The 20033-nt window shown below is 58.3% G+C and carries 21 protein-coding genes; 16 read left to right on the plus strand and 5 right to left on the minus strand.

Features of this window, described 5'->3' with window-relative positions; translation table 11 throughout:
* The first annotated feature begins 90 nt into the window (after positions 1-90).
* From osmF to CTZ24_RS06240, 4 genes are read left to right on the plus strand one after another with little or no spacing between them, the layout of a single operon-like run.
* Entirely contained in the window at positions 91-999 is a 909-nt protein-coding gene (gene osmF / locus CTZ24_RS06225; protein ID WP_208725067.1) for a glycine betaine ABC transporter substrate-binding protein OsmF, read from the plus strand.
* A gap of 3 nt (positions 1000-1002) precedes the next feature.
* The gene (locus CTZ24_RS06230; RefSeq protein ID WP_208725068.1) at positions 1003-2160 is read left to right on the plus strand and encodes an ABC transporter permease; all 1158 of its coding nucleotides are present in this window, start codon (positions 1003-1005) and stop codon (positions 2158-2160) included.
* Positions 2153-3088 carry an ABC transporter ATP-binding protein gene (locus CTZ24_RS06235; RefSeq protein ID WP_208725069.1) on the plus strand — a complete coding sequence of 312 codons (936 nt, stop codon included), beginning with the start codon at positions 2153-2155 and terminating at the stop codon, positions 3086-3088. Before CTZ24_RS06230 ends, CTZ24_RS06235 begins: the two co-directional genes overlap by 8 nt.
* Positions 3088-3819, plus strand: a complete 732-nt coding sequence (locus CTZ24_RS06240; protein WP_208725070.1) for an ABC transporter permease — start codon at positions 3088-3090, stop codon at positions 3817-3819. Before CTZ24_RS06235 ends, CTZ24_RS06240 begins: the two co-directional genes overlap by 1 nt.
* Here CTZ24_RS06240 and CTZ24_RS26970 read toward each other — a convergent pair.
* Positions 3800-3907, minus strand: a complete 108-nt coding sequence (locus CTZ24_RS26970) for a YohO family small membrane protein (protein ID WP_013508398.1) — start codon at positions 3905-3907, stop codon at positions 3800-3802. The genes CTZ24_RS06240 and CTZ24_RS26970 overlap by 20 nt on opposite strands.
* A 78-nt stretch (positions 3908-3985) precedes the next feature.
* Positions 3986-4723 (minus strand): MerR family transcriptional regulator, encoded by a 738-nt coding sequence (locus CTZ24_RS06245; RefSeq protein WP_021182500.1) that lies wholly within the window; start codon positions 4721-4723, stop codon positions 3986-3988.
* 149 nt (positions 4724-4872) lie between these two features.
* Here CTZ24_RS06245 and CTZ24_RS06250 point away from each other — a divergent pair, with 149 nt between their 5' ends.
* From CTZ24_RS06250 to CTZ24_RS06260, 3 genes are read left to right on the plus strand one after another with little or no spacing between them, the layout of a single operon-like run.
* Positions 4873-5436 carry a helix-turn-helix domain-containing protein gene (locus tag CTZ24_RS06250; protein WP_021182501.1) on the plus strand — a complete coding sequence of 188 codons (564 nt, stop codon included), beginning with the start codon at positions 4873-4875 and terminating at the stop codon, positions 5434-5436.
* A complete protein-coding gene (locus CTZ24_RS06255) occupies positions 5433-5960 on the plus strand; it encodes a GNAT family N-acetyltransferase (RefSeq protein ID WP_208725071.1) in 528 nt (175 codons plus the stop codon). Before CTZ24_RS06250 ends, CTZ24_RS06255 begins: the two co-directional genes overlap by 4 nt.
* A complete protein-coding gene (locus tag CTZ24_RS06260) occupies positions 5957-6409 on the plus strand; it encodes a GNAT family N-acetyltransferase (protein ID WP_208725072.1) in 453 nt (150 codons plus the stop codon). The genes CTZ24_RS06255 and CTZ24_RS06260 overlap by 4 nt, the downstream gene beginning before the upstream one ends.
* A gap of 115 nt (positions 6410-6524) precedes the next feature.
* On the opposite strand, the gene CTZ24_RS06265 is transcribed toward CTZ24_RS06260, so the two are convergent.
* The gene (locus CTZ24_RS06265) at positions 6525-7496 is read right to left on the minus strand and encodes a LysR family transcriptional regulator (RefSeq protein WP_208725073.1); all 972 of its coding nucleotides are present in this window, start codon (positions 7494-7496) and stop codon (positions 6525-6527) included.
* A gap of 146 nt (positions 7497-7642) precedes the next feature.
* Here CTZ24_RS06265 and argH point away from each other — a divergent pair, with 146 nt between their 5' ends.
* Genes argH through CTZ24_RS06300 form a run of 7 tightly spaced genes read left to right on the plus strand, consistent with a single transcriptional unit; the run spans position 7643 to position 14651 of the window.
* A complete protein-coding gene (gene argH, locus CTZ24_RS06270) occupies positions 7643-9070 on the plus strand; it encodes an argininosuccinate lyase (RefSeq protein ID WP_208725074.1) in 1428 nt (475 codons plus the stop codon).
* 10 nt (positions 9071-9080) lie between these two features.
* The gene (locus CTZ24_RS06275) at positions 9081-9953 is read left to right on the plus strand and encodes an amino acid ABC transporter permease (RefSeq protein WP_021182506.1); all 873 of its coding nucleotides are present in this window, start codon (positions 9081-9083) and stop codon (positions 9951-9953) included.
* 12 nt (positions 9954-9965) lie between these two features.
* Complete coding sequence (locus tag CTZ24_RS06280; protein ID WP_021182507.1) at positions 9966-10730, plus strand: amino acid ABC transporter ATP-binding protein; 765 nt, start codon at positions 9966-9968, stop codon at positions 10728-10730.
* Positions 10731-10748: 18 nt separating this feature from the next.
* On the plus strand, positions 10749-11570 hold the full coding sequence (locus CTZ24_RS06285) for an ABC transporter substrate-binding protein (RefSeq protein ID WP_208725075.1): 822 nt from the start codon (positions 10749-10751) through the stop codon (positions 11568-11570).
* 13 nt (positions 11571-11583) lie between these two features.
* Complete coding sequence (locus CTZ24_RS06290) at positions 11584-12429, plus strand: polysaccharide deacetylase family protein (protein WP_208725076.1); 846 nt, start codon at positions 11584-11586, stop codon at positions 12427-12429.
* The gene (locus CTZ24_RS06295) at positions 12422-13300 is read left to right on the plus strand and encodes a polysaccharide deacetylase family protein (RefSeq protein ID WP_208725077.1); all 879 of its coding nucleotides are present in this window, start codon (positions 12422-12424) and stop codon (positions 13298-13300) included. The genes CTZ24_RS06290 and CTZ24_RS06295 overlap by 8 nt, the downstream gene beginning before the upstream one ends.
* Complete coding sequence (locus CTZ24_RS06300) at positions 13293-14651, plus strand: MmgE/PrpD family protein (protein WP_208725078.1); 1359 nt, start codon at positions 13293-13295, stop codon at positions 14649-14651. Before CTZ24_RS06295 ends, CTZ24_RS06300 begins: the two co-directional genes overlap by 8 nt.
* Before the next feature lie 67 nt (positions 14652-14718).
* Here CTZ24_RS06300 and CTZ24_RS06305 read toward each other — a convergent pair whose 3' ends face one another.
* Both CTZ24_RS06305 and speB read right to left on the minus strand, forming a co-directional pair.
* The gene (locus tag CTZ24_RS06305; RefSeq protein ID WP_208725079.1) at positions 14719-15801 is read right to left on the minus strand and encodes an iron-containing alcohol dehydrogenase family protein; all 1083 of its coding nucleotides are present in this window, start codon (positions 15799-15801) and stop codon (positions 14719-14721) included.
* Positions 15798-16757 (minus strand): agmatinase, encoded by a 960-nt coding sequence (gene speB, locus CTZ24_RS06310; RefSeq protein WP_021182513.1) that lies wholly within the window; start codon positions 16755-16757, stop codon positions 15798-15800. The genes CTZ24_RS06305 and speB overlap by 4 nt, the downstream gene beginning before the upstream one ends.
* 172 nt (positions 16758-16929) lie before the next feature.
* Here speB and CTZ24_RS06315 point away from each other — a divergent pair, with 172 nt between their 5' ends.
* Entirely contained in the window at positions 16930-17826 is an 897-nt protein-coding gene (locus tag CTZ24_RS06315) for a LysR family transcriptional regulator (RefSeq protein ID WP_208725080.1), read from the plus strand.
* Positions 17827-17882: 56 nt separating this feature from the next.
* The gene (dinG, locus tag CTZ24_RS06320) at positions 17883-20033 is read left to right on the plus strand and encodes an ATP-dependent DNA helicase DinG (RefSeq protein ID WP_208725081.1); all 2151 of its coding nucleotides are present in this window, start codon (positions 17883-17885) and stop codon (positions 20031-20033) included.

A 20033-nucleotide genomic window follows, 5' to 3' on the forward strand; every position in this document is an offset into this window, starting at 1 on the left:
AACCCTAACCGCTGCTTGACCGCGCCCATCCCGGTTCGCCAGGCTACGCTTGTAACTCACCACACGATAACAATACTGAGGGCGAACGCCATGATTAAGCAGGGTTTACTGGGACTGATCGCATTAGCAATGAGCGCCACCGCAGCACAGGCCGCCGACCCGGTGCGGGTGGGGTCGAAGATTGATACCGAAGGTTCGCTGCTCGGCAATATCATCCTGCAAGTGCTGAATAAACATGGAGTGCCGACGGTGAATAAAATTCAGCTCGGTACCACGCAGGTGGTGCGCGGTGCCATCACCGCCGGCGCGCTGGATATCTATCCTGAATACACCGGCAACGGGGCGTTTTTCTTCAATGATGAGAAAGACCCGGCGTGGAAGAATGCACAGCAGGGTTATGAGAAAGTGAAAACCCTGGACGCGGAGAAAAACCATCTGGTGTGGCTCACCCCAGCGCCAGCTAACAATACCTGGACCATCGCGGTACGCAGCGATATCGCCGAGAAAAACAATCTCACCTCGCTGGCGGATCTCAGCCAGTACCTGAAAAAAGGTGGCACCTTCAAACTGGCGGCCTCGGCAGAATTTATCGAACGCAGCGATGCGTTACCGGCGTTTGAAAAAGCCTACGATTTCAAACTCGATCAATCACAGTTGCTGTCGCTGGCGGGCGGTGATACGGCGGTCACCATCAAAGCCGCCGCCCAGCAGACTTCCGGGGTGAATGCGGCGATGGCTTACGGCACCGACGGCCCGGTGGCGGCGCTTGGGCTACAAACCTTAACCGATCCCAAAGGCGTACAACCGATTTACGCACCGACCCCGGTGATCCGCGACGTGGTGCTGAAGCAGTATCCTGACATTGGCAAGTGGTTGCAGCCGGTGTTCAGCAAACTTGATGAGAAGACGCTGCAACAACTCAATGCGCAGATTGCGGTGGATGGCCAGGATGCCAGCCAGGTGGCGCAGCAGTGGTTACAGCAGAATAAGTTGCTGTAACGGGTGGCACGATTATTCAGGCGACCGCAGCCGGTTTTGCTGGTACTGGTGGTGTTGATCAGCGTGGCGCTAGCCGCGCTGCCAATGCTGACCTATGCGGCGAACCGGCTGGTTTCAGGTCAGCCGCTGATGCTGTGGCAGATACCCTTGGGCGGATATCTGCTGCTGCCGTTGCTGGCGTTGTGGCTGTTGGTCTTCTTGCCAACCCGGCGCAGCGCGTTGCTGCTGTTGCTCGGCTGCGAATGCCTGTTTGTGCTGCTGGTCTGGTTGAGTGGGCATCAGGCGACACTGCTGGCGCAAAGCGGCAGCCGGCTGGCGCGTACCGCGTTTGGCAGCGGTTTCTGGAGTGCTGCGGCGCTGACGTTGCTGCTGGCGGCAGAGGCGATTCGTCAGCGCCATCGCCAGACAACGTGGCGCATCTTACTCAACCTGCAAATGTGGTTGCTCCCGCTCGCCCTGTTACTGAGCGGCCATCTTAACCCGCTTTCCCTGTTGAAAGAGTATGCCAATCGCAGCACGGTATTTGATGCCGCGTTAATCCAGCATCTGACACTGCTCGGCGGGACCTTGTTGCCAGCCATACTGATCGGTCTGCCGCTCGGCATTGTAATTGCCCGGCGTACGCGCTGGCAGCAAACCGCTTTCAGCGTATTAAACCTGATCCAGACCGTCCCCTCGGTAGCGTTGTTTGGCCTGTTAATTGCCCCCCTGGCCGGGCTGGCAGCAACGTTTCCGTTGCTGGCGAGTTGGGGGATTGCGGGCATCGGTATGGCTCCGGCGCTGATAGCGCTGGTGTTGTACGCGTTGCTGCCGCTGGTGCGTAGTGTGGTGGCCGGTTTGCAGCAGGTGCCTGCGGAGGTACGGGAAACCGCGCGTGGCATGGGGATGAGCCGTTGGCAGCAGTTCTGTTTTGCCGAACTGCCGCTGGCGCTCCCGGTATGGCTCTCCGGTTTGCGCGTGGTGGTGGTTCAGACGCTGGGGCTGGCGGTGGTGGCGGCGTTGATTGGTGCCGGTGGATTCGGGGCCATTTTGTTTCAGGGATTATTAAGTAGTGCACTGGATCTGGTGCTGCTCGGGGTGATCCCGGTGGTGGCGCTGGCGGTGATCGCCGATGCGCTGCTGCGCCTACTGGCTGCGCTGCTGGAGAGACAATATGATTGAATTTCATCAGGTAAATAAAGTTTTCAACGGCAAAGCAGCGGTGCGCAATTTGTCGCTGCATATTGAGAAAGGCAGTTTCACGGTGCTGATTGGTACTTCGGGTTCCGGTAAATCCACCACCCTGAAAATGATTAATCGGCTGGTGGAGCATGACAGCGGGGAGATCCGCTTTGCCGGAGAAGCCATTGAACGGATGGATGCCCGTGCCTTGCGTCGTCGCATTGGTTATGCGATTCAGTCCATCGGGCTATTTCCGCACTGGAACGTCGCGAAAAATATTGCCACCGTGCCATCGCTACTGGGCTGGTCACAGGCGCGTATTCGTGAGCGCGTGGCGGAGCTATTGACGCTGCTCAATCTGGACAGCGAGTTGGCGACACGTTATCCGCATCAGCTTTCCGGCGGTCAACAGCAGCGTGTGGGCGTGGCGCGGGCGCTGGCGGCGGACCCTGAGTTGCTGCTGATGGACGAACCCTTTGGCGCGCTCGATCCGGTCAACCGTCAGGCGCTGCAACAGGAGATGCTGCGCATTCACCGCCTGTCCGGGCGCACCATCGTGTTGGTGACCCATGATATCGATGAGGCGCTGACCCTGGCCGACCAGTTGGTGTTAATGGATGGCGGCGAAATTGTTCAGCAGGGCAAACCGATTGAATTGCTGACGCAACCCGCCAGCGATTTTGCGCGTGAATTTTTTGGTCACAGCGAACTCGGCGTACGCTTGCTGGCTCTGGGACGGGCAGGGAGCGCGGTCCGCCGCGGTGAGTGGCTGGAGGCCGAACCGATCGCCGCCGGGTTAACCCTGCGTGAGGCATTGTCGCAGTTTATCGCCCGGCGCACTGACAAGCTGCCGGTGGTGGATCAACACCAGCAACCGCTCGGTGTGCTGCACTTCAGCGATTTGTTGCGTCAGCGCGAGGCGAGTTGATGAGCTGGCTGAAAGATCCGCTGTACTGGCTGCTGGCGTTGTTTCTGCTGCTGCTGTGGGGACTGCCGCACAGCGCGCCGCTGTTTGCCCACTGGTTTCCACAACTGGAGCGGCCTTTATATCAACAGGATAGTTTTTGGCGGCTGGCGCTGGCGCATCTGTGGCTGGTGGTCAGCGCCAGCGTACTGGCGATTGTCGTTGGAGTGAGTTGTGCGGTGTTTGCCACCCGGCGTAAGGGGAGGGCGTTTCGGCCGCTGCTGGAAACCCTCGCTGCCGCCGGGCAGACCTTTCCGCCGGTGGCGGTGCTGGCGATTGCGGTGCCGGTGATGGGGTTTGGCGCGACCCCGGCGGTGATGGCGTTGTTTCTGTATGGTTTGCTGCCGATTTTGCAGGGTACGTTGGCTGGTCTTGATAGCGTACCGGCCAGCAATCGCGAGATTGCCACCGGTCTGGGCATGGGGCCGTGGCGGCGTTTATGGCAGATCGAACTGGCGCTGGCGGCACCGGTCATTATGGCCGGGGTGCGCACCTCGGTGATGATCAATATCGGCACCGCAGCAATCGCCTCAACCGTCGGCGCGGAGAGTCTGGGATCGCCGGTGATTATTGGCCTGAGCGGCTTTAACACCGCCTATGTCATTCAGGGGGCACTGCTGGTGGCGCTGCTGGCGTTGGTGTGCGATCGTCTGCTTGAACGCGTGCAGCGCTGGCTTAGTTGGCGTGCAGAATAAGGCTGTAGCCTACCAGCATCAGGCCGCCCATGCCGCCCAGTGCCATCACGGCAAACAGGGTAGAGATGAAGATTTTTTGCCAGTTCATGTCAAAACCTGAGAAATGTCATTGAGGGCGGCATGATAACGCGCACATCAGCCGAGGCAAAGGCCGATGTGTGCGTTTTTACGCGTTGGGGTCGTGGAGGTGAACGTTAAAGCCCTGGGCCTGCCAGTGCTCCAGTTGTTCATGCTGACGACGGGTGAGCTTTTTGCCGGTCCAGACAAACAGATTCTGACCGGGGAATAACTCCGGGCGCGGCAGTTCCAGCGGTTCCGCCAGCACATCCATACGCCATCCCTGTTGCGAGAGACGCCAGGCTTCCAGCCAGATGCGGGTGCGATCGTCAACGCCCCAGCCAATCATCAGTGCATCTTTGCCGGCTTTTTTACGCGATCCGGTCAGGCAAAACGCCACGTAATCTATTAACGCGCCATCAAGCAGGCTGCACATGGCGCGTGCGGTGTTTTGATCTAATCCGAGACGCTGGCGAACCGGCACAATCACATGATCAATCAGCGCATCCACCGGATGCTCACGTCCGACCGTGGCGATCTTGGCACGCAACTTTGAAGGTCTGACATGGCGCAGTACGCTCATCAGTTCTTCCTGCAACGTATTCCAGCCGTCGTGCACATTGACGCTTTCCCCTTCCAGCAGGGCCTTGACCTTGCCAACGGGCACGCCACTTTCTATCCAGCGCTTGATCTCTTCAATGCGCTGAACATCTTCGTCGTCAAACTGACGGTGACCACCTTCGGTGCGCTGGGGCTTTAACAGACCGTAACGTCGCTGCCATGCGCGAAGTGTTACCGGATTGATTCCACAGCGTTCGGCAACGTCGCCGATACTGTATAAGGCCATATCTTCCTCAATATACTGACCTGCATCGCCACACCTTAACCGCGGCGAATAAGTTGTACAACATATTTTTCCTTGTACAACTTGACGGAGATGGTGTTTTCAGGTTTTATCTCAATTATGAGATTATTTCCCATAATTGAGAGGTGATGATGTCTGAACCGGATACCGAAGATCGGCTGGCCGCTCGTTTAGCTGAATTGCGCCTGCAACGCGGCTGGTCACTGGACGAACTGGCGATGGCCACCGGCATCAGTCGGGCCACATTGTCGCGCATTGAGCGCGCCGAGACCAGTCCAACGGCAGCATTACTCAATCGACTTTGTGTCGCCTATGGCCTCACCATGTCGCGCCTGCTGAGTGAGGTCGAAGACGACGCGCTGTTGTTACTTAAACCCGAACAGCAGCCGGTGTGGGTCGATGAACTGAGCGGCTTTCAGCGCCGCAACGTTTCGCCGCCTGCCACTCATTTTAGAGCAGAAATGGTGGAAGGGGTGTTACAACCCGGTTCGCGTATTGATTATGACGCGCCGCCGATTCAGGGGCTGGAGCAGCATATCTGGTTACAGTCCGGCGAGCTGACCATCAGCATGGATGCGCAAAGCTGGACTTTGCAGGCGGGTGACTGCCTGCGTTTCCATCTGACCGGCAAATCCTCCTTTACCGCGCACCCGCAGGGTGGTGCACGTTACATTCTGGTGGTGTGCAAACCATGATTGAGATCGAACAGCTTAGCGCCAGCCAGGCGCAGCCTCTGGTGGGGGCGTTATGTGATGTGTTGCAGGGATGTGTGGCGGAGGGGGCCAGCGTCGGGTTTATCGATGCCAACGATCGTGCGGTGATGGAACGTTTCTGGCAGGACAAAATCTTCAGCCTTGCCAGCGGCGACAATCAACTGCTGGTGGCACGCCTGCACGGAAAGATCGTGGCGACGGTCATGGTGGGGTACAGCGCCATGCCGAACGGTCGCCACCGCGCAGAGATCAGTAAGCTGCTGGTGCACCCGCGCGCGCGTCGCATGGGGATTGGACGTCGGTTGATGCAGCAGGCGGAACAGTTGGCGGCAGAGAACGGCAAAACCTTGCTGGTGCTGGACACGCGCAGCGGCGATGTGGCGACCGATCTCTACCTGTCGCTCGACTGGAAAATTGCCGGCTCCATTCCCCACTATGCCGAATCCACCGCCGGGGTGCTGGACGCCACAACGGTGATGTTTAAAACCTTGCGGCTGCCTGCATGATCGTGGTGACGCCGGAGTCGATTCAGCAGCCGGACGCTGAATGGTTGCTGGATCGTCTGTCAGCTACCCTGGCACAGTTGACCGGTAGCAGCGGGCGTGCCAGCTTTGATCCCGACGCAATGCAGCAGCCGGGCAGCTGTTTCGTGATCGCGCGTGATGAGCAACGCAGGCCGGTGGGCTGTGGCGCGTTTCGCCCGCTGCAACCGGGGGTGGCGGAGCTGAAACGCATGTATGCGTTAAACGCCGGGCAGGGCATTGGCGCAGCGATTTTGCAGTATCTGGAGCAGCAGGCGCGGGCGCAAGGCTATCAGGCGATGTGGCTGGAGACGCGCAAGGTGAATCAATGCGCGTTAAGGTTTTATGCCCGCCAGGCGTATCAGCCAATTGCACCCTTTGGACATTATGTGGGTAATACGGCGGCGCAGTGTCTGGGGAAAGTATTGGATTGATTTTTGTACATATCACGCTGTTCAATGTCAGCCAAAACCCGCGCGATAAATCGCGCCGCTACGTCAGGTGCGAACATCGGTAGCGGCGCGATTTATCGCGCGGGCGTGCACCAAATCAGTGCGCCGCTTCCGCTTCCGGGATCGCCAGCGCCTGCATAAACAGCTTAATAATCGGATTTATTTTGCGGCCCTTCTTCATCATCAGGCAGAACGGATTCTCCATACGAATCGATTCATCCCCCAATTCACACAACTGGCCGCGTGCAATAAACGCCGCCGCGTAGTGTTCGGGTAAATAGCCAATAAAATGCCCGGTCAGAATCAGCATGGCGACGGATTCAACCTGAACAGCCTGTACGCCGCTGTCCTGTAATGGAATAAGTCGTCGTGCATCGCGCGGCGTAACATATAAATGATTTATGACTTTTTGTTCGCGTAATAATGCCAGCGATATTTTATGGTCGGCGCTGTCGGAATAAAGTGGATGACCAGCAGAGCAATATAATTTCGAATATTCTTTATATAACGGGAAGTAATCGAAATCACTTTTCATTTCATAAACCGGCGCAATGCCGCAATGAAAACGCCCTTCGCTAATACCGCGTTCAATATCATCTAATTGTGCCGTTTGCAGACGGATTTGTACCTTTGGTGCATTTTGGTGCAGCTGTTGCACCGCGCTGGTGACCGGGGAGTGCGGGTCGGAGATGGTGTTATCTACCACGCAAATCGCGATGTCGCCCAGCAGCTCGTTGCGGCTGTTGTGCAGCCGCTCGCGGAACAGATTAAGCGAGACGAACAACTCCAGCGTCGCCTGATAGACGTTGATACCGTACTGCGTCAGTTCAAAGCCTTCGCGCCCACGACTGCACAGCGTCATGCCGAGGCGAATTTCCAGATCGGAAACCTGTTTACTGATTGCTGCCAGACCAATATTCAGCTCGTGGCTGGCGGCAGTTAATCCACCGGCTTCTACCACGCATTTAAATACGCGCAGCAATTTTAAATCGATATTACTTAATGCCAGCACCGCATTGTCGCTGCGATTGATTGCATTGTTTCCAGACTGGGAAACTTTACTTTCCATCTTTGCTATTCAACTCCGGAATTATTGCGGTGAAAGTGTAGTGAACCTGAAATGTGCCGCGTTTACCAGCGTAGCAATAAAATAAGTTTTTATTATCGCTGGTGCCTAATTTATCTCGCTATTGATTATTGGTAAGGGGAAATTGCATGTCTGAGAAAGCAGAACTGTTATGGGGTGCGCGTTTTAAAGCCGCACCGGCGGCCAGTTTAACCGCTCTGTCGCGTAGCCCGGATTACTACTTTGCCCTGGCTCCTTACGATTTTGCTGGCTGCCGTGCCCACGCCCGTGAACTGGCGCGTGGTGAACTGCTGAGCGACGCGGAACTGAGCACCATGCTGGCGGCAATTGATGAGTTGGATGCTGAGTTCCGCGCCGGTCAGTTGCATCCCATCGCGGCGGATGAAGATGTGCATACCTTTGTTGAGCGCGCACTGACCGAACGCTTAGGGACGCTGGGCGGCAAGCTACGCGCCGGTCGTTCACGTAACGATCAAACCGTCAACGACCTGCGCCTCTACCTGCGCGATAACGGCCGTAAGGTGGTCACCGCGCTGCTCGGGCTGCAACAGGCGTTGGTCGAGCAGGCGGCACAGCACACCGAAAGCGTGGCGCCGGGCTTTACCCATCTGCAACAGGCGCAGCCGATTGTGTTTGGTCATCAGTTGCTGGCGCATGCGCAATCCTTCGCCCGCGATATCGAGCGTATGCAGGACTGGGATCGCCGTAGTGCGCGCTGCCCGCTCGGCGCGGCGGCAATGGCCGGTTCCGCCATTGCGCGTCAGCCAGAATTAGCCGCCGCCGACCTGGCCTATCTCGCGCCGTGCGAGAACTCAATTGATGCGGTTGCCAGCCGTGACTACGCCGCCGAATTCCTGTTTGTCACCAGCATGATTGGCATCAACCTGTCGCGCCTGTGTGAAGAGGTGTGCATGTGGGCCTCGCGTCAGTTCCGCTGGGTTGAGCTGCACGACAGCTACGCCACCGGTAGCTCGATCATGCCGCAGAAGAAGAACCCGGATATCGCCGAGTTGACGCGTGGCCGTTCGGGCCGCCTGGTCGGCAACCTGACGGCGCTGCTCACCACCATGAAAGCGATGCCGCTGTCTTACAACCGCGACCTGAGCGACGACAAACGCAACGTGATTGACGCCGTCGATACCCTGTTGCTGGTGCTGCCTGCGATGGCCGGCATGATGGCGACGCTGAAATTCAACACCGAGGTGATGCGCGAGCAGGCCCCGGATGGTTTCACCCTGGCGACGGAAGTGGCCGACTGGCTGGCGATGCGCGGCGTGCCGTTCCGTGAAGCACACGAAATCACCGGTCAACTGGTACAGCTGTGCGAGCAGCAAGGTTGTGGCCTGTCCGATCTGAGCGATGCGCAGTTACAGGGGGTCGATAGCCGTCTGACCGCCGAAGTCCGTGGCGCACTGACGCTCGAATCCGCGCTGGCAGTCCGTAACGGTTACGGCGGCACGGCACCGGTGCGGGTACGCGAGCAACTGGCGCGTCTGCAAACCCTGATGCAGGCCCAGCAACAGTGGGCTGACGACTACGCTGGCCCGCGCGCCTGAGGAGACGCTGATGTCGCAATCGACCACCACCGCAACCAACAACGTCAGTAGCCAACCGCATTACGATCTCGATCGTTATCAGGTGGTGCCGCGCCGTTATTATGGCCGTATCACCGCCTCGGCGGTCATCCTGATCCTGCTGGCATTGCTGGTTAACGCCTTTGCGCACGGCAATATCGAATGGTCGTTTGTCGGCCAGTTCTTTACCGCCAAAGCGATTCTCGACGGGGTGGTCAACACCCTGATTATGTCCGTGCTGGCGATGGGCTTCGGCGTGTTGTTCGGGGTAATCACCGCCATCATGTACATGTCGCCCAACCCGGTGCTGCACTACATCGCGGTTGGTTACGCCTGGATCTTCCGTGGCACGCCGCTGATTCTGCAACTGCTGTTGTGGTTCAACCTGGCGTTGGTGTTTCCCACCATCAGCATTCCCGGTGTGTTCAGCGTACAAACCGTCACCGTCATGACACCGTTCCTCGCGGCACTGCTCGGCCTGAGCATCAACCAGGGGGCGTACACCTCCGAAGTGGTACGTGCCGGTCTGCTGTCGGTGGATACCGGTCAGTATGAGGCGGCGAAAGCCATCGGTATGCCGCGTTTGCAGGCGTTGCAGCGCATTATTTTGCCGCAGGCGATGCGCGTCATCCTGCCGCCGGTAGGCAACGAATTTATCAGCATGATCAAGACCACCAGTCTGGCGAGCATGATCCAGTACTCGGAACTGCTCTACAACACCCAGAACATCTACTTCGCCAACGCGCGCGTGATGGAACTGCTGTTTGTGGCCGGTATCTGGTACCTGATTGTGGTGACGGTGCTGTCGTTTGGTCAGAGCCAGCTGGAACGCTACTTCTCACGCGGCCATCGCCGTCGTCACTAAGGAGTGAGAGAGATGAGAAACATCGTGCGCGCCGTCAAGGTGAACAAATATTTCGACCAGTTCCACGCCTTGAAGGATGTCAGCCTTGAGGTGAATTACGGCGAGGTGATGTGCATTCTCGGGCCATCCGGCTCCGGTAAAAGCACCTTTCTGCGCTGTATCAACCAACTGGAGAAAATCGACCAGGGGGGGATCTGGGTCGATAACGAACTGGCGGGCTACCGTATCAACGGCAACAAACTTTACCCGTTGAGTGATAAGCAGATCGCCCGCCAGCGCCTGCAAACCGGCATGGTCTTTCAGCGCTTCAATCTGTTCCCGCATAAAACCGCGCTGGAAAACATCATCGAAGGACCGTGCCGCGTGCTGCTGCGTCCGAAACGTGAAGCCAGCGAAGAGGCGATGGCGCTGCTGGATCGCGTCGGACTGGCGCACAAAGCCCACGACTATCCACAGTCGCTGTCCGGTGGCCAACAGCAGCGTGTGGCGATTGCCCGTGCGCTGGCGATGAAACCGAAATTAATGCTGTTTGATGAACCCACCTCGGCACTCGATCCGGAAATGGTCGGCGAAGTGCTGGCGGTGATGCGTCAACTGGCAAAAGAAGGCACCACCATGCTGGTCGTTACCCATGAAATGGGCTTTGCCCGTGAAGTGGCGAACCAGGTGGTGTTTATGGACGAGGGACGCATTATCGAGCAGGGCGCACCGGAAGACATTCTGTTGAACCCGCAAAACCCACGGATGAAAAACTTTATCAACGCGATTCTTCTTTAACTGACCGGGGTGATTTGAATGAAAAAACTGTTACTGAGCGCCGTAAGTGCCGCGCTGTTGCTGCAATCGTCGGCCTGGGCCGATATCGCTGTGCCAGCGTCGATCAAAGAGAAAGGTTTGACCGTGGCGATCATGCCGAACTATCCGCCGATGGATTTTAAAGATCCGGCCAGCAACCAGTTGACCGGCGTCGATTACGATCTCGGCATGGCGATTGGTCAGAAGCTGGGCGTGAAGATCAACTGGCAGGAGATCGCGTTCGAACAGATGGTCAACGCCGTGGTGACCAAACGCGTTGATATGGTGATGTCCGGTATGACCGACACCAAAGAACGGCAGAAGGTGGTTAACTTTATCGACTACTTCAAAACCGGCCCGCAGTTCTACACCTTATCCGCGCGCAGCGACATCAACAGCGCGATGGATTTGTGCGGCAAGCGCGTAGGCACCAGCCGTCGCACCACCTTCCCGCAGGAAATTGCTAACTGGAGCAAAGCCCACTGCGAAGCCGCCGGTAAGCCCGCCATCATTGTGGTCGGGGCGGAAGGGACGGCGGATGCCCGCACTCAGTTGCGTCAACGTCGTCTGGATGGTGCGGTACAGGGCAGCGAAACCCTGCCGTACATCATGAACCTGGAAAAGGGCACCTTTAAGCCGCTCGATAAAGCCTTCTCCTTCCAGTACACCGGCATGGCGATCGGTAAAGATGCATCGGATCTGACCACCGCTGTGCAGGGCGCGCTGGATGCGATGATTGCCGCCGGCACTTACCAGAAGATCCTCAGCAAATGGGGTCTGGGCGACAACGGTGTGGCAAAAGCCACGGTAAACCAGGGCTAACAGGAGGCGGCTGATGCAACAACCGGGCGCAGTGCGCTGGCCACAGGGCAAGCGCGGCTGTATGGCGCTGGCGTTTGACCTTGATGGTCCCACCGGCGATGCCATGTTGAATGGCAGCCTGTGGTCGACGCCGGAGTATTTCACTTTTGGCGCTTACGGGCCGTACCGCGCGCTCGGGCGTTTGCTCGATCTGCTGCGGGCGTTTCAACTGCCCGCCACCTTCTTTGTTCCCGCGTGGGTGGTGGAGCAGTGGCCGCAGCAGTGCCAGGCGATTATTGAGCAGGGCCACGAAGTGGCTTATCACGGCTATCGCCACGAATCTTTCTGGGCGATTTCGCCGGAAGAACAACGGGCGGTGATGGCAAAATCGGCGGCGATCTTTAAACAATATCTCGGCATTACCGCTTGTGGCTTTCGCACGCCGTCAGGTGACTGGCATGCAGAAACGCCGCAGATCCTGCGTGACGCTGGGGTGATCTACTCCAGCAGTATGCGCGGCGACGATCGTCCCTACAGCATCCCGGTAGCCGGACATACGCCGCTGGTGGAAATCCCCGGCAAATGGGAGATGGATGATTACGCCTCGCTGGCCTATACGCGCCAGCCGGACTTCCCGAAAGGCGGCGATCGTATTGCCAGCTATGCCCACACCCGCGACAACTGGCAGCGCGAATTTGATGGCGCGATGGATGAGGGCTTATGCCTGACCACCCTGTTCCATCCGAAAATCTCCGGTCAGCCAGGGCGGTTGCTGCTGCTGGAACAGCTGTTTGAACATATGACAGCGCGCGATGATGTGTGGTTTGCGCGTTGCGATGCGGTGGCGCACTGGTACTTGCAGGAGCAGCAGCATGACTGAATCTTCCCGCTGGCCGCTGGGCTTCCAGTCGGCGGCGATTATCACCATCGATTTTAACGATATTCATGGCATTCTCACCCAGGCACCGGCGGTGGCAGGGCGCGACAAAACCCTGTCGGTATGGCGCTATGGCACGCTGCGCGGCGTCGATCGTCTGTTGAGTTTGCTGGCGGAAAAACAGCTCAAAGCCAGTTGGTGTCTGCCAGCGATTGTGGCGGAGGAGCAGCCGGAGCTGGTGCAACGTATCATCGTCGATGGCCATGAAATCGCCTGTAGCGGCGACCGTCATGAGGATTTCTCCACGCTGACCCTGGAACAACAAATTGCCAGCATCACGCGGGGTTGCGACAAACTGGCGCAGCTAACCGGCCAACCGATTCAGGGGTTTCGTACCCCGGCAGGGCAGTGGAAACCGGGGCTGGCCCAGGCGTTGATTGAGCAGGGAATTCGCTGGTCCTCCAGCTGGCGCGGAGACGATCTGCCCTATTTCCACCCCGGCACCCGGTTGGTGGAACTGCCGATGCACTACACGCTGGAAGATGAACCCTATTTTGCCTTTAACCTCAGTCCGGCGATTCCACCGGGACAGTCGCGTATTGCCCCCTATGGCGAAACCCTCGACAACCTGACCCAGGATTTCCGCGGTTTCCATCGTTTTGGCCTGTGTTATCTGCTGCGTTTGCACCCGGAGATTATCGGCACGGCCGGACGCATTGGTCTGCTGCGATCGCTGCTCGATACGCTGCAACAACACAACGTATGGATCGCTACGGCGCAGCAGGTGGCAGCGCATTGGCAGAGCCAACCCGACAACGGCGCGGATCATCCGGCTGAAGTTTTCACCCGCATCATCGGAGAGAACAATGCTTAATCAGCTGGCGAGTTTTATTGCTGAAACCCGTTTTGACCAGTTGCCTGTGGCGCTGGTGGAGCAGGCTAAACGTCACTTCCTTGATACCCTTGGCGCTTCGCTGGCGGGTAGCGATAGCCCGATCTGGCGTGAGTGCCAGACGTTGGTCGAGGCCGAGGGCGGTTATGCTCAGGCGCAGGTGTGGGGCAGCGCGCAACAGGTCAATGCCCGTCAGGCAGCGTGGCTGAATGGCGTGGCGGCGCATATGTATGAGCTGGACGATACCGGGGGCTGTGACCATTCCGGTGCGGTGGTGATCCCGGCGTTGCTGGCAGTACTGTCGCTGGCCCCGCAGCCAGTGAGTGGCCAGGCGCTGCTGACCGCAATGGTGATCGGTTATGACATTGGGCGTCGGGTGCTGGAGGCTTGCGGCGGTTATTCGGCGCATAACGGTGCGGGCTGGCACTCCACCGCCAGCTGTGGCGTGTTTGGCGCGGCGGCAGCGGTGTGTTCGCTGTTGCAACTCACCCCGGCACAAAGCGCTTCGGCGCTGGGTATTGCGGCCAGTTTCAGTGGGGGATTGTGGGGCTTTATTCACGACGGTTCGCATACCAAAAAACTGCACGCAGCGCGTGCGGCAGAAGGTGGGGTACAGGCAGCACTGCTGGCGCAACGTGGTATCAGCGGTCCTGCGGCGGTCTTCGAGCCGCGCTGGGGTGGTTTCCTGCAAACCCTGGCGCTGGACACTCAGCAGCCCGAGGCGCTGGTGGCCGATCTCGGCGTGGTGTGGAAGCTGGCGCGCTGTTCGATCAAACCCTATGCCGCCTGTCGTGGCACCCATTCGGCAATTGATGCGCTGGGTATGCTGTTGCAGCAACAAGCGCTGGCGACCGCAGATATCGCGCGCATTGTGGTGGGGCTAAACCCCTTCCTGCTGGAGATGTGTGGCACCCGTGATGTCGCCAGCCTGGCGGCGGCGCAGATGAGTTTGCCTTATGCGCTGACGGCGCGCGCGTTGTATGGCGCGGCAGACCTGGCCAGCTATGATGAGGCAAAACGCCAGCATCCTGATGCCGAAGCCTTGATGGCGCGGGTGGAGCTGGTGATCGATCCTGAACAGAACCGCGACGCTGAACCCTGGGTGCGGCTGGAGACGGTGCAAGGTGAGCAGTGGCAGCAACATGTGGCGGTGCCGTCCGGAGCACCCGCCAATCCGCTGAGCCTGGAGGCACTGCTGGCGAAATACCGTAGCCTCGCGGCGCGCGTCCTGCCAGAAGCGCAGGTGGTGCAGTTGGAAACGGTGTGCATGGCGTTGGATGACATTAGCGATGTCAGTCAGATTGCGGCGTTACTGGCAGTCAAACAACATTAACGTTGCGCGATGAATCGCGCCGCTACACATATTGGTACATCTCGTAGCGGCGCGATTTATCGCGCGGTTACTGTGTTGCCAGTTTCTCAACGCGTGCGATTGCTGCCAGCAAGCGCTCATCCGTCACCGTTTCCGCCATATTCGCCATATCCGGCGCATGCACCGATTCACGTACAATCAGCGCCAGCTCGGCTGTGTCCAGATCGGCAATTTCAGTCAACGTCAGCGGTACACCGCAATCGCGTGCCAGACGCATTTCTGCCAGCACTTCGTCATCGCTGCGCTGTTCCAGCGCCAGCAGACACAGATTGCCGAAGCCGACCAGCAGGCCATGACCAAACTCTCGCGTCTTATCGCAGAAGGTAAAGCCTTCGTAGATAGCATGAGATGCCGCTGCGTGTGCTCCGTTGCTCATCAGCGAGGTTAAACCCGCCCAGGTAAAGATGGCATCCAGTACCTGATCCAGTGCGGAGCTGCTCTCACCGCGCAGCACGGCGGCATAGGAGGCCGGGCCATGTTCGGCAATCACGTCATAACAAATTTTGCTGTGCGCCAGGGATGACAGCGCGTTGCCTTCTTTGGCCGGATGGCGGCTGCTGACGGCACGGAACTCGTACCATTTCGCCAGCGTATCGCCCAGCCCGGCAGCCAGCCAGCGGGGCGGGGCTTTTGCCAGCAGCGTGCTGTCGATCACCACCGCTGCCGGAGCCTGTGGCAGTGGGAAGATATCAAAGAAGTTACCGTTATCGTCGTAGCGGATACTCAGCGGCGTCACCGCCGAACAGGTTGCGGCGATGGTGGGGATGGTCACCACCGGCAGGCCGAGCTGCGCCGCCACGGCTTTACAGGTATCCAGCGATTTACCGCCGCCAACACCGATAATCACCTCTGCTTGCAACTCGGTGGCGATGGCTGCCAGTCGGTTGATCTGGTTGAGCGACGTCTCGCCACCAAACCACTCCTGCGCCAGCAGCGTCACATCCGCCGCCAGCAATTGGGCGCGTACCTGCGCTTCCACCGCTTGCAGCGCCTGATGACCGCCGATCAGCAGCGCGCGTTGTCCGAGGCTGGCACAGATTTCACCCAATTGATTAATCACCCCCGCGCCGCGTAACACGCGGGCCGGGAACACCAGATTCATTTGTGTCATTGTTTCTTCTCTGTATAACGGACGCCAGGCAACACGCACAGCATCTCATAAAGGATATTGGCCGCCAGTTGGGAGGTCATGCCGCTCAAATCATAGGGAGGCGAAACCTCAACCAAATCGCCGCCGACCAGGTTTAACCCACGGCAACCGCGCACGATCTCCAGTCCCTGCATTGAGGTCAGGCCGCCCACCTCCGGCGTACCGGTGCCGGGCGCCCAGGCGGGATCGAAACTGTCGATATCGTAAGAAAGATAAACCGGGCCGCTGCCGATACGTTCACGCACCTCCGCCATTAACGGTGTCAGCGAACGATGCCAGCACTGCTCGGCAGGGATCAGATGGAAACCCTGATCGACACCCCACTGAAAATCATCCGCTGCGTAACCCTGCGCACGTTGACCAATCTGTACCACGCGTTGGCAATCCAGCAAACCCTCTTCCACCGCGCGACGGAAGGTGGTGCCGTGGGCAATCTTCTCACCAAACATCTCGTCATTGGTGTCGGTATGGGCATCAACGTGAATTAGCCCCATCGGACCGTGTTTTTTTGCCAGCGCACGCAGAATCGGCAGCGTCAGGGTGTGGTCGCCGCCCAGCGTCAGCGGAATCAGCGGCCACGGGTTTAGCGCGCTGTAAAAGTCTTCAATGATATCGACCGACTTCAGCAGGCTGTAAGTATTGATCGGCACATCGCCAAGATCGCCCACGCGCAGCGAGTCAAAAGGGGCGGCACCGGTTGCCATATTGTAAGGGCGGATCATCACCGAATCGGCGCGGATGGCGCGTGGCCCGTAACGGGTACCGCTGCGTTGCGAAGTGCCGATATCCAGCGGGATACCGATAAACGCCACATCCAGATCGGCGGGGGACTCACTGGCCGGTAAACGCATCATGGTGCCGCGTCCGGCGAAACGCGGCATTTCATTGCCGCCCTGCGGTTGGGGAAAATGGGTCATGACCGGCTCCTTAACTGAACAGGCTGACATCATGACCCGATGCGCGAGCGGGAAAAATCCTTGACAGCAGATAATCACTTCAGAGATTACTTAACTTTAACCAGCAATCACTGAAGGAAAAGGGGGCACTGACGTAGCGGCGCGATAAATCGCACCGCTACGTCACAATATTATGCAACCGTTACCCAATCTTAAACTGCTCCAGGTGTTCGCCAGCGTGGTGGAAAACCAGGGCTATTCACGCGCCCAGCAGGCGCTGAACATGACCACGCCGGCGATCAGCGCCTATATGAGCGAACTGGAAACCCAACTGGGGTTTATTCTGTGTCAGCGTGGGCGCGGTGGCTTTACCCTGACCAGCAAAGGGGAAGAGTTTTATCGTTACAGCCAACAGATGCTGAGCACGCTGGCAGACTGGCAGGCGCAGGTGGAGACGCTGAAAAGCGCGCAGGGCGGTGCCTTTTCCCTCGGGGTGGTGGATGCCACCGTCACCGACAGCACGCTGGATTTACCTGCCGCTATCGCCCGCTTTAATCAGCGTTTTCCGGCGGTATTTTTCAACCTCAGCGTGCGCGATCCCAATGAACTGCAACAACAGCTACTGGAAGATCGCCTCGACCTGGCGATTGGTCACTTCCCGCTGCGCGCCAGCAATCTGGTGACGATTCCGCTGTACGACGAACAGCATTGGTTGTATTGCAGCCCGCAGCATGCGCTGGCGCAGGGGACGCCGGATGTGCGCACCGTGCAGCAAACCGGGATGGTGACGCGACGCTACTGGAACCAGCAGGAACTGAACAAACGTGGTTTCCGTCAGACGAATGCATCGGTGGAGAGTATCGAAGCGCAGTTGACGCTGATCCTTAGCGGGCGGTTTATTGGTTATCTGCCGGAGCATTACGCACGTAGCTGGGAACAACAGGGGGCGCTCTGTCGTCTGCTGCCGCAAGATTTCCACTTCCGCGCGCCGTTCTCCTTTGCTTTTCGCCGTGGCCGGGCGCGCGAAACGTTGATCCGTGCGATGCGAGATATTCTGAATCCAGCGCGAAAAAATAGCAGCGAAAGCTGACGCTGTGGCGATACTGTGTAAAAATACAGGCCATTTTCCCGAAAACAGTTAAGACAATGGCCCTGACAGCAGCGATAAAAAGCCAGATTGCGCAATGGTATAAGGCGCTGCAACAGCAGGTTCCTGACTTTATTCCGCGTGCGCCACAGCGCCAGATGATCGCCGAAGTGGCGAAAAGCCTGGCCGGTGACGAAGGCCGTCACCTGGCGATTGAAGCGCCCACCGGGGTGGGTAAAACCCTGTCATATCTGATCCCCGGCATTGCCGTCAGTCGTGCCGAGGAGAAGCGACTGGTGATCAGCACCGCCAACGTGGCGTTGCAGGATCAAATCTTCAGCAAAGACCTGCCGCTGCTGAAAAAAATCATTCCCGACCTGACCTTTACCGCTGCATTCGGGCGTGGGCGCTACGTTTGCCCGCGCAACCTCGCCGCGCTGGCGGCCAGCGAAGATCAGCAAGGGGATTTGCTGCTGTATCTTGATGAAGAGGCGGTAACCGGCTCCAAAGAGGAGCAAAAGTTATGCGCCGGACTGGAAAAGCAGCTCAGTCGTTACCAGTGGGATGGGCTGCGTGATCACACGGATGTCGCGATCAATGACAGCCTGTGGCAGCGCCTCTCCACCGACAAAGCCAACTGCCTGGGCCATCATTGTCGCTGGTATCGTGAATGCCCGTTCTTTGTGGCGCGACGTGAGATCGAGCAGGCGGATGTGGTGGTGGCGAACCATGCGCTGGTGATGGCGGCGATGGAAAACGAGTCGGTACTGCCGCCTGCGAAACATCTGATGCTGGTGCTGGATGAAGGCCACCATTTGCCGGAAGTCGCGCGTGATGCGCTGGAGATGAGCGCAGAGATCACCCCTGGCTGGAGCAGCCTGCAACTGGATCTGTTTGTGCGCCTGGTGGAAACCATCATGGCGCAGTTCCGCCCCAAATCCCCGCCACCGCTGACCAATCCGGAGCGGCTGAAAGGCCATTGCGATGAGATGCGCGAGCTGTTGCAGACGTTATGCAACGCCCTGAATCCGCTGCTGCCCGACCATAACCAGCCAGGTGAGTTTCGTTTTGTGCTGGGGGAACTGCCGGAAGAACTGCTGACGCTGTGCGCCCGCTTGTTCAAACTCAGCGATGCGCTGCGTGGTCTGGCGGAAGGGTTATTGAATGAGCTGGGCGATCAAACCGGTAAAGCCGACATCATGCGGCTGCATAAAGCGATTTTGCAGCTCAATCGCCACTTTGGCTGGTTTGAATCCATCAGCAAGCTGTGGCGACTGGCGGCTATGGAGAAAGCCTCAAATGCACCGGTGTCCAAATGGGTGACGCGTGAATTGCGCGACGGCCAGACGCATCTGCTGTTTCACTGTGCCGGGATACGCGTTAGCGATCAGCTGGAGAAACTACTGTGGCGTAAAATCCCCCATGTGGTGGTGACCTCCGCCACGCTACGCTCGCTGAATAGCTTTAACCGGCTACAGGAAATGTCAGGGCTGAATGAGAAGGCGGGTGACCGCTTTGTGGCGCTTGACTCGCCTTTCCAGCATATCGACCAGGGCAAGCTGGTGATCCCTCAGATGCAGTATGAACCGTTGATGAGCAGTGAGGTGGAACATATCGCCGAGATGGCGCGCTTTTTCCGTGCGCAAATGGCGGAAGAGAAACATAAAGGGGTGCTGGTGTTATTCGCCAGTGGCCGTGCCATGCAGCAGTTTCTCACCCACGTCACCGACTTACGCCTGTCGATGCTGGTGCAGGGCGACCAGCCACGTTATCGGCTGGTGGAGCTGCATCGCCACCGCGTGGAGCAGGGCAAAACCAGCATTCTGGTTGGCCTGCAATCCTTTGCCGAAGGGCTGGATTTGAAAGGCGATCTGCTGTCGCAGGTACATATCCATAAAATTGCTTTTCCCCCGGTGGACAGTCCGGTAATTTTGACCGAAGGGGAGTGGCTGAAGAGCCTCAGACGCTACCCGTTTGAAGTGCAGAGTTTACCCAGCGCCTCATTTACCTTGATCCAGCAGGTAGGCCGTCTGATTCGCAGTCACCAATGCTTTGGCGAGATCGTTATTTACGATCGACGTCTGATCAGCAAGCCGTATGGCAGCCGTCTGCTGGCCGCATTGCCGGTGTTCCCGATTGAACAACCGCCGATGCCCGAGGCCACATCCAGTGCAGCGCCACGCAGAAGGCGCGCAAGCAGAAGGAGTTGA

It is taken from the genome of Pantoea phytobeneficialis (genome assembly GCF_009728735.1).
GTDB classification, from domain to species: domain Bacteria; phylum Pseudomonadota; class Gammaproteobacteria; order Enterobacterales; family Enterobacteriaceae; genus Pantoea; species Pantoea phytobeneficialis.

Coding starts and splice junctions, on each gene's coding strand:
- CTZ24_RS06235 (WP_208725069.1), top strand. CDS start 2,153: ATGATTGAATTTCATCAGGTAAATAAAGTTTTCAACGGCAAAGCAGCG.
- argH (WP_208725074.1), top strand. CDS start 7,643: ATGTCTGAGAAAGCAGAACTGTTATGGGGTGCGCGTTTTAAAGCCGCA.
- CTZ24_RS06290 (WP_208725076.1), top strand. CDS start 11,584: ATGCAACAACCGGGCGCAGTGCGCTGGCCACAGGGCAAGCGCGGCTGT.
- CTZ24_RS06275 (WP_021182506.1), top strand. CDS start 9,081: ATGTCGCAATCGACCACCACCGCAACCAACAACGTCAGTAGCCAACCG.
- speB (WP_021182513.1), bottom strand. CDS start 16,757: ATGACCCATTTTCCCCAACCGCAGGGCGGCAATGAAATGCCGCGTTTC.
- CTZ24_RS06255 (WP_208725071.1), top strand. CDS start 5,433: ATGATTGAGATCGAACAGCTTAGCGCCAGCCAGGCGCAGCCTCTGGTG.
- CTZ24_RS06250 (WP_021182501.1), top strand. CDS start 4,873: ATGTCTGAACCGGATACCGAAGATCGGCTGGCCGCTCGTTTAGCTGAA.
- CTZ24_RS06315 (WP_208725080.1), top strand. CDS start 16,930: ATGCAACCGTTACCCAATCTTAAACTGCTCCAGGTGTTCGCCAGCGTG.
- dinG (WP_208725081.1), top strand. CDS start 17,883: ATGGCCCTGACAGCAGCGATAAAAAGCCAGATTGCGCAATGGTATAAG.
- CTZ24_RS06305 (WP_208725079.1), bottom strand. CDS start 15,801: ATGACACAAATGAATCTGGTGTTCCCGGCCCGCGTGTTACGCGGCGCG.
- CTZ24_RS06240 (WP_208725070.1), top strand. CDS start 3,088: ATGAGCTGGCTGAAAGATCCGCTGTACTGGCTGCTGGCGTTGTTTCTG.
- CTZ24_RS06245 (WP_021182500.1), bottom strand. CDS start 4,723: ATGGCCTTATACAGTATCGGCGACGTTGCCGAACGCTGTGGAATCAAT.
- CTZ24_RS06265 (WP_208725073.1), bottom strand. CDS start 7,496: ATGGAAAGTAAAGTTTCCCAGTCTGGAAACAATGCAATCAATCGCAGC.
- CTZ24_RS06285 (WP_208725075.1), top strand. CDS start 10,749: ATGAAAAAACTGTTACTGAGCGCCGTAAGTGCCGCGCTGTTGCTGCAA.
- CTZ24_RS06260 (WP_208725072.1), top strand. CDS start 5,957: ATGATCGTGGTGACGCCGGAGTCGATTCAGCAGCCGGACGCTGAATGG.
- CTZ24_RS06300 (WP_208725078.1), top strand. CDS start 13,293: ATGCTTAATCAGCTGGCGAGTTTTATTGCTGAAACCCGTTTTGACCAG.
- CTZ24_RS06280 (WP_021182507.1), top strand. CDS start 9,966: ATGAGAAACATCGTGCGCGCCGTCAAGGTGAACAAATATTTCGACCAG.
- CTZ24_RS06295 (WP_208725077.1), top strand. CDS start 12,422: ATGACTGAATCTTCCCGCTGGCCGCTGGGCTTCCAGTCGGCGGCGATT.
- CTZ24_RS26970 (WP_013508398.1), bottom strand. CDS start 3,907: ATGAACTGGCAAAAAATCTTCATCTCTACCCTGTTTGCCGTGATGGCA.
- osmF (WP_208725067.1), top strand. CDS start 91: ATGATTAAGCAGGGTTTACTGGGACTGATCGCATTAGCAATGAGCGCC.